Annotated in this window: 10 protein-coding genes and 3 pseudogenes; 10 read left to right on the top strand and 3 right to left on the bottom strand. The window is 72.5% G+C overall.

What is annotated here, in order from left to right; translation table 11 throughout:
• Window positions 1-15: 15 nt before the first annotated feature.
• The 6 genes from ACIBJF_RS27795 to ACIBJF_RS27770 all read left to right on the top strand — a co-directional run bounded on the left by ACIBJF_RS27795 (window position 16) and on the right by ACIBJF_RS27770 (window position 6,923).
• On the top strand, window positions 16-1,032 hold the full coding sequence (locus tag ACIBJF_RS27795; protein ID WP_399177726.1) for an asparaginase: 1,017 nt from the start codon (window positions 16-18) through the stop codon (window positions 1,030-1,032).
• A 157-nt stretch (window positions 1,033-1,189) separates the two neighbouring features.
• Complete coding sequence (aspA, locus tag ACIBJF_RS27790) at window positions 1,190-2,602, top strand: aspartate ammonia-lyase (protein WP_399177724.1); 1,413 nt, start codon at window positions 1,190-1,192, stop codon at window positions 2,600-2,602.
• Between the two features lie 64 nt (window positions 2,603-2,666).
• Window positions 2,667-3,602: a glutaminase gene (locus tag ACIBJF_RS27785; protein WP_399177722.1), complete on the top strand. Its 936-nt coding sequence runs from the start codon at window positions 2,667-2,669 to the stop codon at window positions 3,600-3,602.
• A gap of 39 nt (window positions 3,603-3,641) precedes the next feature.
• Window positions 3,642-3,902, top strand: a complete 261-nt coding sequence (locus ACIBJF_RS27780) for a hypothetical protein (protein ID WP_399177720.1) — start codon at window positions 3,642-3,644, stop codon at window positions 3,900-3,902.
• 217 nt (window positions 3,903-4,119) lie between these two features.
• Window positions 4,120-5,523, top strand: a complete 1,404-nt coding sequence (gene mptB / locus ACIBJF_RS27775; protein ID WP_399177718.1) for a polyprenol phosphomannose-dependent alpha 1,6 mannosyltransferase MptB — start codon at window positions 4,120-4,122, stop codon at window positions 5,521-5,523.
• Window positions 5,520-6,923, top strand: coding sequence for a glycosyltransferase 87 family protein (locus ACIBJF_RS27770; RefSeq protein ID WP_399177716.1), 1,404 nt, complete (start codon window positions 5,520-5,522; stop codon window positions 6,921-6,923). The genes mptB and ACIBJF_RS27770 overlap by 4 nt, the downstream gene beginning before the upstream one ends.
• Window positions 6,924-6,982: 59 nt before the next feature.
• On the opposite strand, the pseudogene ACIBJF_RS27765 reads toward ACIBJF_RS27770, so the two are convergent.
• Both ACIBJF_RS27765 and rho read right to left on the bottom strand, forming a co-directional pair.
• Window positions 6,983-7,678: pseudogene (locus tag ACIBJF_RS27765) on the bottom strand (D-alanyl-D-alanine carboxypeptidase family protein); the annotation flags it as partial.
• Window positions 7,679-7,916: 238 nt separating this feature from the next.
• Window positions 7,917-9,065: a transcription termination factor Rho gene (gene rho, locus ACIBJF_RS27760; protein WP_399177714.1), complete on the bottom strand. Its 1,149-nt coding sequence runs from the start codon at window positions 9,063-9,065 to the stop codon at window positions 7,917-7,919.
• Window positions 9,066-9,429: 364 nt separating this feature from the next.
• Between rho and ACIBJF_RS27755 the strand changes: the two are divergent.
• The 3 genes and pseudogenes from ACIBJF_RS27755 to ACIBJF_RS27745 all read left to right on the top strand — a co-directional run.
• A pseudogene (locus ACIBJF_RS27755) lies at window positions 9,430-9,762 on the top strand (cytochrome P450); the annotation flags it as partial.
• Between the two features lie 178 nt (window positions 9,763-9,940).
• Complete coding sequence (locus ACIBJF_RS27750) at window positions 9,941-11,161, top strand: RNA-guided endonuclease InsQ/TnpB family protein (protein ID WP_399177712.1); 1,221 nt, start codon at window positions 9,941-9,943, stop codon at window positions 11,159-11,161.
• Window positions 11,162-11,219: 58 nt separating this feature from the next.
• Window positions 11,220-12,197 (top strand): annotated as a pseudogene (locus ACIBJF_RS27745) (cytochrome P450); the annotation flags it as partial.
• 106 nt (window positions 12,198-12,303) lie between these two features.
• Here the strand turns inward: ACIBJF_RS27745 and ACIBJF_RS27740 are convergent.
• Complete coding sequence (locus tag ACIBJF_RS27740; protein ID WP_399177710.1) at window positions 12,304-12,702, bottom strand: nuclear transport factor 2 family protein; 399 nt, start codon at window positions 12,700-12,702, stop codon at window positions 12,304-12,306.
• Between the two features lie 94 nt (window positions 12,703-12,796).
• On the opposite strand from ACIBJF_RS27740, the gene ACIBJF_RS27735 reads away from it, so the two are divergent.
• Entirely contained in the window at window positions 12,797-13,360 is a 564-nt protein-coding gene (locus tag ACIBJF_RS27735; protein WP_399177708.1) for a PadR family transcriptional regulator, read from the top strand.

The raw sequence follows: 13,360 nt of genomic DNA, 5'->3' as shown, positions 1-13,360 counted from the left end.
ACGATGCAGGCAGTGATGTACAGCAGTTCCCCCGCGGACGCACCCGTCGTCCGCGAGCCCCTCCACGCCCCGGTCGCCCACCTCATCCGCGGTGAAGTCGTCGAGGGCATCCACTACGGCTCCGTCGTCGTCCTCGGCGCCGGCGGCACGGTGGAGTTCCAGCTCGGCGACATCGAGGCCGCCTTCTACCCGCGCTCGGCCGTCAAGCCCCTCCAGGCCGTGGCCATGCTGCGGGCCGGGCTGCCGCTCGACGGCGCACTGCTGTCGCTGGCCGCCGCCAGCCACTCCGGCGAGGAGCGCCACCTCGCCGGCACCCGGCACATCCTCGAACTCGCCGGACTCACCGAGGACGACCTGCGCAACGTCCCCGACATGCCGTTCGACCCGGCCGTCCGGGACGCCTGGGTGCGCGAGGGCCGTACGCCCTCCCGGCTCGCCCAGAACTGCTCCGGCAAGCACGCGGCCATGCTGTGGACCGCCAAGGTCAACGGCTGGTCCCTGGAGGACTACCTCGACCCCGAGCACCCGCTGCAGCAGGCCATCCAGGAGATCGTCGAGGACCTGACCGGACAGCGGGTCGCCCGGGTCTCCGTGGACGGCTGCGGCGCGCCGCTGTTCTCCATCTCCCTGCACGGCCTCGCCCGCGCCCTGTCCCGGATCACCACGGCCGCCCCCGGCACGCCCGAGGCGCGGGTCGCCGACGCCATGCGCGCCCACGCCGAGATGGCCTCCGGTGCGGGGCGCGACGTGGCGGCGCTGATGCGGGCCGTGCCGGGGTTGCTCGCGAAGGACGGCTTCGAGGGCGTGCAGGTCGCTGCCCTTCCTGACGGCCGTGCCATCGCCGTGAAGATCGCGGACGGGGCGAACCGGGCGCGGATTCCGGTCGCGGCGGCGGCGCTCGTTCGCGCGGGCGTGGATCCCGAGTCGCTGACCGCGTTCGCGGGGGAGCCGCTGCTGGGCGGCGGGGAGCCGGTGGGCCGGGTGCGTGCGGTGCGTGCGTTGGACCCTGTCGAGCTTCCCGCCTGCGCATAGGGATCCGTCGATTCCAGAGGGGACTGCGGTCCGCCGCCGGTCCGCCGGCCGTCCGTGGTCGATCGCGCACACGCGGCGGTAGCCGCACATCGACACAGCCCCGCGCCCCTTTCGGGGCGCCCTCACTTCCGTACCTCAGAAAGAGGACCGTTTCCTCATGACCGCCGCCACCACGCGCAGTGAGCACGACCTGCTCGGCGACCGTGACGTACCCGCCGACGCGTACTGGGGTGTGCACACCCTGCGCGCGACGGAGAACTTCCCCATCACCGGCACCCCGATCTCCGCCTACCCGCACCTGATCGACGCCCTGGCCGCCGTCAAGGAAGCCGCCGCACTCGCCAACGAGGAACTCGGCCTGCTGGCGCCGGAGAAGGCGCGTGCGATCGTCGCCGCCTGCCAGGAGATCCGGGCGGGCAAGCTGCACGACCAGTTCGTCGTCGACGTCATCCAGGGCGGCGCCGGCACGTCCACCAACATGAACGCCAACGAGGTCGTGGCCAACCGGGCGCTGGAGCTGCTCGGTCACGCCAAGGGCGAGTACGCGTATCTGCACCCCAACGAGGACGTCAACCTGGGCCAGTCGACCAACGACGTGTACCCGACCGCCGTCAAGGTGGCGACGGTGTTCGCGGTCCGTGGACTGCTCAAGGCGATGGCCGTACTGCAGGACGCCTTCGCCCGCAAGGCCGTCGAGTTCCGTGACGTGCTCAAGATGGGCCGTACACAGTTGCAGGACGCCGTGCCGATGACGCTCGGTCAGGAGTTCTCCGCGTTCGCCGTCATGATCGAGGAGGACCGCAGCCGTCTTGCCGAGGCGGTCGAGTTGATCCATGAGATCAACCTGGGCGCAACGGCCATCGGTACGGGACTCAACGCGCCCGCCGGGTACGCCGAGGCCGCCCGCCGGCACCTGGCCGACATCACCGGCCTGCCGCTGGTCACCGCCGCCAACCTGGTCGAGGCCACCCAGGACTGCGGTGCCTTCGTGCAGATGTCCGGTGTGCTGAAGCGGATCGCGGTGAAGCTCTCCAAGAGCTGCAACGACCTGCGACTGCTGTCCTCAGGCCCGCGTGCCGGCCTCGGTGAGATCAACCTGCCGCCGGTGCAGGCCGGTTCGTCCATCATGCCGGGCAAGGTCAACCCGGTGATCCCCGAGGTGGTCAACCAGGTCGCCTTCGAGGTGATCGGCAACGACGTCGCCATCACCATGGCCGCCGAGGCCGGACAGCTCCAGCTCAACGCGTTCGAGCCGATCATCCTGCACTCCCTGTCGGAGTCCGTCACCCACCTGCAGAGCGCCTGCCTCACCCTGGCCGAGCGGTGCGTGGCCGGCATCACCGCCAACACCGAGCGGCTGCGCGCCACCGTGGAGAACTCCATCGGGCTGGTCACCGCCCTGAACCCGCACATCGGGTACACGGCCGCCACCGAGATCGCCAAGGAGGCGCTCGTCACCGGCCGGGGCGTGGCCGAACTCGTCCTGGAGAAAGGCCTTCTGCCGGCCGAGCGCCTCGCCGACCTGCTGCGCCCCGAGGTCGTCGCGGGCAGCAGGGCACCTGCCGCCTGACCTGCGGTTACGGGCAGATATCAACCCGCATGCGAGTGGGCTCCAGGGCCGGTCCGGAGGCACAATGGTGATCATGACGACGTCGTCCCTCACTTTCCTGCCGGTCCTGGAGCGCATCGCCGAGGAGATCGAGCGCACGCCCGGCCGCGGCCGGGCCGCTGACTACATCCCGGCCCTGGCCGCCTGCGATCCCCGCCGCTTCGGCATGGCCGTCGCCGAGCTGGACGGCACGGTGTACGGGGTGGGGGAGTGGCGCGAGCCGTTCTCCACGCAGTCCATCACCAAGGTCTTCACCCTGGCCCTGGACCTGGCCCGCGAGGGCGACGAACTCTGGGAGCACGTGGGCCGCGAGCCCTCCGGCAACCCCTTCAACTCCCTGGTCCAGCTGGAGTACGAGAACGGCATCCCGCGGAATCCTTTCATCAACGCGGGCGCCCTCGTCGTCACCGACCGCCTCCAGACCCGTACCGGAGACGCGGCCGGCGAACTGCTGACCTTTCTGCGCACCGAGAGCGGCAACGTCACCCTGGACTTCGACAAGGAGGTCGCCGCCTCCGAGACCGCCCACGGCGACCGCAACGCGGCCCTCGCGCACTTCATGGCGTCCTACGGCAACATCGACAACGACGTGCCGAGCCTGCTCGACCAGTACTTCCGGCAGTGCTCCATCACCGCCTCCTGCGCCGACCTGGCCCTCGCCACCGGCTTCCTGGCCCGGCACGGCATCCGCGCCGACGGCGGCCGGCTGCTCACCCGCAGCCAGGCCAAGCAGGTCAACGCGGTGATGCTGACCTGCGGGACGTACGACGCCGCCGGGGACTTCGCCTACCGCGTCGGCCTGCCCGGCAAGAGCGGCGTCGGCGGCGGGATCATCGCCGTCGTCCCGGGCCGGTGCACGCTGTGTGTGTGGAGCCCCGGCCTGGACGAGCGGGGCAACTCGGTGGCCGGAGTGGCGGCCCTCGACCGGTTCACCACGCTGACCGGGCTCTCGGTGTTCTGACCGGCCCGCGTGGAGGATCAGCGCGCGCATCCCGGCCGCGTGCCCGATCCGCACGAAGTCCCGGTCGCCGACGACCGGCAGCGTGGGCGCCCGCAGTCCGCGCAGATCCTCGGCGCTCCACGGCAGCGGGGCGCGCGCGGCCGCCGAGCACTTGGCGAGCAGGTCCTGAAAGCGCTCGGCGTGGGGAGCGACCGCGGCGTACAAGCCGTCCTGCCGGTACGGCGCGGAGGCGACGACCAGCCGCCCGACCGGTCCGGTGCCGTACCGCCACCTCCGGCGCGGTCGGTCCGCCGAGGCTGAAGCCGAGCAGGTCCGCCTGCGCGGGCGGGACGGCGCCGTAGGCGGATCGCCCGCCACCGTGATCACGTCCTTTCCATGCGAAACGGGCGAAGAAGTGACCTCCCGTACGCCCGGAAGTCATCGTTGCTCACATGCCGGTCACATGCGGGCCGCCCGCCGGTGGGAGGAGCGTCGCCTTCCGGCCACCCGGCGTTGACACGCTGAAGCAGTGTTGGCCATGGCATTCCCCGTCGATCTCCGCCGCTGCCAGGTGCTCGGGCTGGCCGGCACCGCCTTTCTCGCGCTCGGCGGTGAGACGGCCGGTGCCCTGCCCGTGCAGGACCTCCTGGCACCCGCCTCGGTGCAGGCCGCGCTCGGCCTGGTCGGGGTGTACTTCGGTGTCGTCCTGCTGATAGCGGCCTGGGTGCTCCTCGGCCGCCTGGTGCGCGGCCCTCAGCCGCCCACCCCGCGCGCCCTGCTGCTGGTGCTCGCCGTGTGGACGGCACCGCTGCTGCTCGCGCCGCCGCTGTTCAGCCGGGACGTCTACAGCTATCTCGCGCAGGGCGCCATGGTCGACGCCCACATGGACGTCTACGCCCACGGCCCGGCCCAGCTCGGCGGCCCGCTCGCCGACGAGGTGGCCCCGATGTGGCAGCACACCGGCGCCCCCTACGGCCCCGCCTTCATGGCCCTGGCCTCCGCGCTCTCCGGCCTGACCCGCGGTCAGCTGCCGGCCGGCCTGCTCGGCATGCGCCTGGTCGCCCTGCTCGGCGTGGCCCTGATGGCGGTGGCGCTGCCCCGCCTCGCCCGGCACAGCGGCGCCGACCCGGCCGCCGCCCTCTGGCTCGGCGCCCTCAACCCGCTCGTCCTGCTGCACCTGGTCGCCGGCGCCCACAACGACGCCCTGATGCTCGGTCTGCTGGGGCTCGGCCTGGTCGCCGCGCGCGGGGAACGGCCGGCCGGCGGCGCCGTCGGAGCGGTCCTCGTCACCCTGGCCGCCCTGGTCAAGGCGCCGGCCGCGCTCGGACTGCTGGCGGTCGTGGCCCTCCAGGTCCGCTCCGGACGCCGTCCGCTGCCGGCCGTTCTGACCGCGGCGGCCGCCTCCGCCGTGACGACGGTCGCCGCCACCGCCGTCGCCGGCACCGGCTACGGCTGGATCGGTGCCCTGGCCACCCCCGTCTCCCCGCACAACTGGGCCCTGACCAGCCTGCTCGGCCGCGCCACCGGCGCCGTGCTGGAGCACCTCGGCAGCAGCCTGGCCCCGCTGGCCGTGCCGGCCTGGCATCTGCTCGGCCTCGCCGCCACCGCCGTCGCCGTGGCGCTGATATGGCTACGGCTGCGCGTGAGACCGGTGTACGCCCTCGGGCTCAGCCTGCTGACGGTCGCCGTGTTCGGCCCGGCGATCCGCCCCTGGTACGTGCTGTGGGGCCTGTTCCTCATCGCCGCCGCCGCGCCCAGCACCTCGGTGCGGCACCGGGTCGCGGCCCTCGCCGGCGTCCTCGCCCTCACCGTCCTGCCCAGCGGCGGCCCGGCCGACGCCGGGCAACTCGTGCTCGCCGTCTCCGGCGGCGTGCTCGGCGTGGTCGTCCTGTGGCAGGCCCACCAGGCGGCCCAGGCCCCGGCACCGGGACACATGGCGTGAGGGGGCCGCGTACGACCAGGGGCCGTCTGCTGCTGGTCCTCGTCCTCGGCGCCGCGGTCACCGTCTTCACGGCGACCGTGCCGCTGCTGCGCGACTTCTTCGACCTGCGCGTCTACTACGGCACCGTGCACACCTGGGCGCACCACGCCGGGCGGATCTACGACTACCAGGTGCCGGGCACCTCGTACGGCTTCACCTATCCGCCGTTCGCGGCGCTCGCCATGCTGCCGCTGGCGCTGCTGGGCCGGGACGCGGCGATCGTGGCGTCCCTGCTGGTCAACCTGGCCGCGCTGGCAGTCATCCTGCGCATCCTGGCCGGAGCACGCTGGCGGCGGCACGGCTGGTACCGCTGGTCGCTGTGCCTGTGCCTGCTCGCGCTGTTCGAGCCGCTGCGGGACACCTTCAGCTTCGGCCAGGTCAACCTGGTGCTGCTCGCCCTCGTCCTCGCGGACTGCCTGCTGCTGGCGACCGGCCGGGAGCGCTGGGCGGGCGCCGGGATCGGGCTCGCCGCCGCCGTGAAGCTCACGCCGGCCCTGTTCATCGGCCTGCTGCTGCTCGCCGGGCGGCGCCGGGCGGCCGCTGTCGCGACGGCCGTCGCCCTCGCGGCCACCGCGCTGGCCGCCTGGGCGGATCCGCGGGCGTCCCGCTTCTACTGGACCGAGGCGCTGTGGGACACCAGCCGGGTGGGCCGGCTCGACTACGTGTCGAACCAGTCGATCCAGGGTGTGCTGGCCCGGCTCGGCGAGCCGGGCCGCCCGCTGTGGGCGACGGCGGTCCTGCTGACCCTGTGCGTCTGGGCGTGGCGGACCCGGCAGGCGGTGCGGGCCGGTGACTGGACGGCGGCCTTCGCGCTCACCGGAGCGGCTGCCTGTCTGGTCAGCCCCATCACCTGGGTGCACCACCTGGTGTGGCTGCTGCCGTCGTTCGCGGTGCTGCTCCGCGCCGGGCACCCGCGGATCGCGGGCGCCCTGTACGCGGTGCTGTGCACGAGCGTGGTCTGGCTGTGGTTCGACGACGCCTCCGGCATCGGCGGCTTCCTCGGCAGCAACACCTACACCTGGATCACGCTGGGGTTGCTGCTCGGCCTGCCGACGGGTCAGCCGCGCGGGGCACGCCTGCTCCTGGCCCGCAGCGCCATCACCACGGCGGCCCGCAGCGCCACCACCGCGGCGCCGGCGACGAGCCCCGCGAGCCCCGCGACGACGGCGGGGCGCGGCCAGCCCGAGTCGTCCGGTGCCTGCGACGTGGCCGCGGCCACCGGCTTGGCCTTCGACGCCGGCCGCGACTTGACGCGCAGCCCGTCCAGCGAGCCGACCGGGTCCACCCGGCCGGCCGCGGCGAAGCCCCAGTCGAGCAGCTCGCGCGCCTCCTGGTACACCGCCAACCCGCCGCCCTCCTGAGGGTTCATCACGGTCACCACCAGCGTGCGGGCGCCGTGCCGGGCCGCGGCCACCAGGGTGTTGCCCGCCTTGGTGGTGTAGCCGTTCTTGATGCCGATCAGCCCGGGATACTTCGTCACGCCGCTCTTGCCGGTCAGCAGCCGGTTGGTGTTCCTGATGCCGTACGAGGAGCCGTCACCGGGGAAGTACGCCTCCGCGGTCGAGCAGTACCGGGCGAAGTCGGGATTGCGCAGGCCCTCCCGGCCGAAGAGCGCCAGGTCGTAGGCGGAGGACACCTGGCCGTCGGCGTCGTATCCGTCGGGGGAGACGACATGGGTGTCCAAGGCGCCGAGCGTGCGCGCCTTCGTCTGCATCTGGGCGGCCGTGGCCTCCCAGCCGCCGTTCATCGAGGCGAGCACGTGCACGGCGTCGTTGCCGGAGTTGAGGAAGACCCCGCGCCACAGGTCGGACACCCGGTAGGTGAGTCCCTCCCGGACGCCGACCAGGCTGCTGCCCTGGCCGATGTCCGCCAGCTCCGCGTTGCGCACGGTGTGCCGCATCCCGGCGGGCAGGGCGGGCAGCACGGTGAGGGCGAACAGGGTCTTCAGGGTGCTCGCGGGCGGCAGCTTGCGGTGCGCGTTGCTCGCGGCCAGCACCGCCCCGCTGCCGGCGTCGGCCACCACCCACGACAGCGCCGACACGTCCGGCACCTGGGGCGCGTCCTGGTGCGGCCGGACCAGGACGCCGGAGCGGTAGAGCTGGTTCGGCCCGGGCATCGCCGCCCGGGGCGCGGGCGGAGCGGGTTCCCCGGTACGGGGCCCGGCGGAGGCGGTGGCCGGGGCGAGTGCCAGCACGCCCGCCACGCACAGGGCACAGGCCGACTCGGCCACCCGATGAGAAAGTCCGGTGATCATGTGATCAACGTACGAACGGGTTCGCCGTCTCACGCGCTGGAAGGGCCGTTCGGCCCACGCGAGCAACCCGTAAGCCGCACCCGTCCGCCTGCATACGGGCTCAGCCGGTGGGCAGGGTGGGGCGGATCTGCCGCAGGAACGCGGCGTTGTCGGGGGTGGAGCGCATCCGCTCCAGGAGGGTCTCCAGACCGGACGGACCGCCCTCGCGGGAGCGCAGGACGCGGCGCAGACCGTGGACGGCCGTCAACTCGGCCGGAGTGAGCAGGAGTTCCTCGCGGCGGGTGCCGGTGGCGTCGAGGTCCACGGCGGGGTAGAGACGCCGGGCGGCGGATTCCCGGTCCAGGCGCAGCTCCATGTTGCCCGTGCTCTTCAGTTCCTCGAAGTAGTAGCCGTCGGCGCGCGAGCCGGTGTCCACCAGGACGGTGGCGAGGATGGTCAGCGAGCCGCCCTCCTCGGCCTGGCGGGCGGCGCCGAAGAACCGCTTGGGGCCGAGCAGCGCGCCCGCGTCGACACCGCCGCTCAGGGTGCGGCCGCCGGCAGCGGAGGCGTTGTTGTGCACCCGGCACAGCCGGGTCAGCGAGTCCAGCAGGATCACGACGTCCTCGCCGGCCTCCACCAGGCGCTTGGCCCGCTCCACGACGAGCTCGGCGAGGGCGATGTGCTCCTTGGGCGTCCGGTCGAAGGTGGAAGCGTACACCTCGCCGCGCACCGAGCGGCGCACCTCGGTGACCTCCTCGGGGCGCTCGTCCAGCAGCAGGACGATCAGCCGGCACTCGGGGTGGTTGCCGGCCACGGCGGCCGCGAGCTGCTGCAGCAGCACCGTCTTGCCGCTCTTCGGCGGGGCCACGATGAGTCCGCGCTGGCCCTTGCCGACCGGCGCGAAGAGATCGGTGACGCGCCCGGCCAGTCCCGACCCGGGGTGTTCGAGGCGGATGCGCTCGCGCGGGTGGAGCGGGGTGAGGTCGCGGAAGTGACGCCGGCCGCGCACGTCCGCCGGGCCGTGTCCGTCGACGCGGGTGACCTCGGTCAGCGCGCGCCGGTCACTTCGGACGCCTTCGACGAGGTCGCCCTTGCGCAGCCCATGGCGCCGGATCAGGTTCGGCGAGACCTGGGGATCGACGGGGGAGGCCAGCAGGTGCGCGGCCCGCAGATACCCCTTCCCCTGCGCGTCGATGTCGAGGACACCGGTGACGAGCCGGGCGGCCGGGGCCTGCTGGACCGCGGGAGGATGTTCGAGTGCGGTGGTCATGGTGGGAGGTCCTTTCACGGACGGGGAAAGAAAGCCGGGGAGGGGGGAGAGGCCGCGAGCGGGAGGCCTTGACAGCTGCCTCCGGGCGGCGGGAACGCCACCTCGGGTACGGCGGGATACGCCCTGGTCACGAGGTGGTGCGGAGAGGAAGCCCGGGCCGGTGGAAAGCCACGGCCGAGGGGCTGATGGAGAGGAAGCGGCACCGGTGCCCGTACGACGGGACACGCACAAGCGCTGATCGCACTATACCCATGCGCTCGGTTGGGTCAACATGATGGCGTCCGCGTCTATTCCCGCCCCGAGCCGGCAGCGCTCCTCCGCCGAGCCACCCTGCGCTTCCGCCCGACCGTCAGGAGAAGAACCCGTGGAGACCCCTCCCGCCCGGCCCCCGCACCGACTCGACCCCGCGGGCGGCTGCCCGCACACCGTCAACGCGCGGCTGCTGGCCGGCGGTGCCGTGGCCCCGGTGGAACTGCCCGGCGGGATCGAGGGGATGGCCGTACTCGGACACGAGGCGCTGAAGGAGTTCCTGCAGCATCCCGAAGTCGCCAAGAACGCACGCCACTTCCCGGACCTGCGGGAGGGCCGGATCCCCGCGGGCTGGCCGCTGCTGACCTTCGCCACCGTGCCGGGCATGACCACCGCGGACGGCGAGGACCACCGGCGGCTGCGGTCCCTGGCCGGCCGCGCCTTCACCGGGTTCCTCCGAGGATGCCCCGGCCTTCGGGCCGGGGAGGAATCGGACTCCTGCGGAGCAGGGCAGGGATAGCCGGATCGCCGTCAGGGCGATCCGGTGTCCACTGGGCACGGCGGTGATGCCGCCCACCATGATCGAGAGCTCTCAACTGTCAGTCCGCTCGGGTAGGTTCGGATGCATGACGACGGAGGCGACCACGAAGGACGCCGGGCATGCCCGGTACACCTTCCGTGTGCGCTTGTCGGCTACCGCGCGGCGCGCACTGGAAGCGGAGTGGGCGCGCTGCCGGTGGCTCTGGAACGAATGCGTGGCCAAGTCCCGGCAGGTCCACGCGCAGGGCAAAGCGGGTGGCGAGAAGCTGACGTGTGGTCCGGCGCAGTTGGACAAGATGCTGACCGAGGCACGCGGGGTGACGCCCTGGCTGGCTGAGGGCGCGTCGGTGCCGCAGCAGCAGGCGATACGCGACTTTGCCAAGTCCCGTGCCAAGGCGCTGAAGGACATCAAGGACCGGTTGCCGCAGCAGCGCCGGGCCCAGATGCCCCGCTTCAAGAAGAAACGGGAGGCGCGGCCCAGCCTCAACTACACCAAGCGCGGTTTCCGCCTCAAGGACGGCCGCCTGCACCTTGCCGGCGGGATCGTGCTGAGGGTGGTGTGGTCGCGGGAGCTGCCCGCCGACCCGTCGAGTGTGCGGGTGTACCAGGACAGCCTCGGCCACTGGTATGCGTCCTTCGTCGTTCCCGCGCAGAGCGAACCGCTCGCCCCCACGGGGCGCGTGCTCGGGGTGGACTGGGGTGTGAAGGAGACCGCCACCACCACCGACGACGCCTACGATCTCCCCCATGCCGAGCACGGCAGGCGGGCCGCGCAGCGGCTGGCGAGGTACCAGCGGATGATGGCCCGGCGGCGCCGTCCGAAGGGACAGCCCGCATCCGCCGGCTACCGCAAGGCGCAGGCACAGGCGGCGAAGCTGCACAAGAAGATCGCGAGGCAGCGTGAGGACACCGCCCGCAAGTGGGCCAAGTCCGTGATGCGCGGCCACGACGGGGTCGCGGTGGAGGACTTCAGGCCGAGGTTCCTGGCGAAGACCACCATGGCCCGCAAGGCGGCCGATGCCGCCATCGCCACTACGAAGCGTGCCCTGATCGAGATGGGCCGCAAGCACGCACGGGACGTCCGTCTCGTGCACCCGGCGCACACCACGATGGACTGTGCCACGTGCGGAGCGAGAACCAAGCACGCACTGCCTCTGTCGATGAGAACGTATGCCTGCACCGCGTGCGGAGCCGTGTCCCCCAGGGACAAGAACTCCGCCCGCGTGATGCTGGTCCGGGCAGGTTGGAACCCGGACGGTGCCGAGGGCGTAGGACCACCGGGGCCGCCGGCTCCGGTGGCGGCCTGAGCCGTAAATCCCCGCTCAGCCCTGGAGGGCGACGCATCCCCTCCCTCCAGGGAGGGGAGCCTTCAAACCCCGCCGGGTGGAGCAACTTCGGTCCCGCGTCGAGCAGTTGACCGCAGCCCTGCTGGACGACCTGACCGCCGCCGCGAAGGACGCGGACGGCGTCGCCGATCTGCGGCGGCACTTCGCCCTGCCGCTGCCGATGGCGGTCATCTGCGAACTCCTCGGCGTGGGGGCCGAGTTCCGCGGCCGGCTGCACCACCTCAGCAACCAGGTCGTGGCCACCGACATCGAGCCGGCCGAGGCCATCGCCGCCAACCGCGAACTCGTCGCGGTCCTGGGCGAGATCGCGGCGGCGAAGGCCGCGGCGCCCGCCGACGACCTCACCAGCGCGCTCATCGCCGCGCGCGACGAGGACGGCGACCGGCTCGGCGACCAGGAGCTGATCGGCACCCTCCTGCTGATGATCGTCGCCGGACACGAGACGACGCTCAACCTGATCACCAACGCCGTGCGCGCCCTGTGCGCCCACCGCGACCAGCTCGACCTCGTGCGGGCGGGCGAGGCGACCTGGGCCGACGCGGTCGAGGAGACCCTGCGCTGGGACGCGCCGGTCAGCTACTTCCCCTTCCGCTACCCGGTGCGCGACCTGACCGTCGAAGGCACTCTCATACCCGCCGGCACCCTCATACCCGCCGGCACCCTCATACCCGCCGGCACCCCCGTCCTCGCTGGCTACTCCGCCGCCGGCCGTGACCCCGCCGCGCACGGCCCCGACGCCGACCGCTTCGACGTCACCCGTCCCGCCCGGCCCGGTGCCGTACGCCATCTCTCGCTCGGGCACGGTGCGCACTACTGCCTCGGCGCGCCGCTCGCCCGGCTGGAGGCGGGCATCGCGCTGGAGCGGCTCTTCACCCGCTTCCCCGACCTCGAACCCGCCGCGCCCGAAGCCGGCCTGGCCCCGCACGCCGGGTTCGTCGGCAACAGCGTGCGCACCCTGCCGGTCCGGCTCGCACCCGCCGGATCCCCCGGAGCCTGAGCGCTGTAGCGGCCACACGAACGACAGGTTCAGTTCCGGACCGCCGCGCTGCCCGTCAGGACCACCCTTGCTCGCGGTACCGGCATGGCGCCCCCATAGGTGCTGGTCACGCCGACCGCGCCTCCGCCTCCTTCGCGATCTCGTCGAACCGCGCTCCCATGGCCTCGGCGAGGGCGTGTGCCCCGGACAGCGGGCGGACCATGACCATGAACTCGTCGATGAGACCCTCCTCGTTCACATGGAGGAAGTCGCAGCCGGTCAGCTCACGGTCGCCCACCCGGGCGGTGAAGACCAGCGCGTGGTCGGGGGCGGCCGGGTCGCCGATCTCCCGGACGTAGCGGAAGTCCTCGAAGACCTGGGACACCGCGCGCAGGATCGCCGCGGTGATCGCCTTGCCCGGATACGGCTTGAAGACGACCGGGCTGGTGAAGACGACGTCCTCGGCCAGCAGTGCCTCGACCGCATCGATGTCGTCGGCCTCGACCGCGGCACGGAACGCATGCATCGGATCACCTCGCAGAGTCGATGAGCTCAATGAGACTAGTCAATTAATTGAATAGGTGCGGATGAGATTAATCAACGGCTGCTAGCCTGTCCACATGTCGCTCAAGTACGCCGTCCTGGCCGCCCTGCTGGAGGGCGAGGCCTCGGGCTACGAGCTGTCGAAGTCGTTCGACGTCTCACTCGCGAACTTCTGGCCCGCCACCCCGCAGCAGCTCTACCGCGAGCTGGAGCGCCTCGCGCAGGACGGACTGGTCCAGGCCCGGACGGTGCAGCAGGAGCGGCGGCCGAACAAGCGGATGTTCACGCTCACCGAGGCCGGCCGGGCCGAGCTGGACGCCTTCGCCGCCGAGCCGCCGAAGCGGCCCACCGCCGTCCGCGACGAACTCCTCATCAAGATCCAGGCGATGGACGGCGGCGACCCGGAGGTCACCCGCGCGCTGATCGAGGAGCGCATGGGCTGGGCGCGCGGAAAGCTCGACCGCTACCGGCGGGTGCGGCGCCGCCTCCTGGACGGGCGGACCGAGGAGGAGTACCTGAGCAGCACCGACCGCGTCGGCCCCTACCTCACGCTCATGGCCGGGATCGGCTTCGAGGAGGAGAACCTGCGCTGGTGCGAGCGGGTTCTCGCGGTCCTGGCGCAGCGCGTGGCCCTAGGCTGA

Source organism: Streptomyces sp. NPDC050743 (assembly GCF_044456925.1).
Taxonomy (GTDB): domain Bacteria; phylum Actinomycetota; class Actinomycetes; order Streptomycetales; family Streptomycetaceae; genus Streptomyces.
The sequence above is the reverse complement of the archived record's forward strand: the minus strand, read 5'-3'. Positions and strand labels throughout refer to the sequence as shown.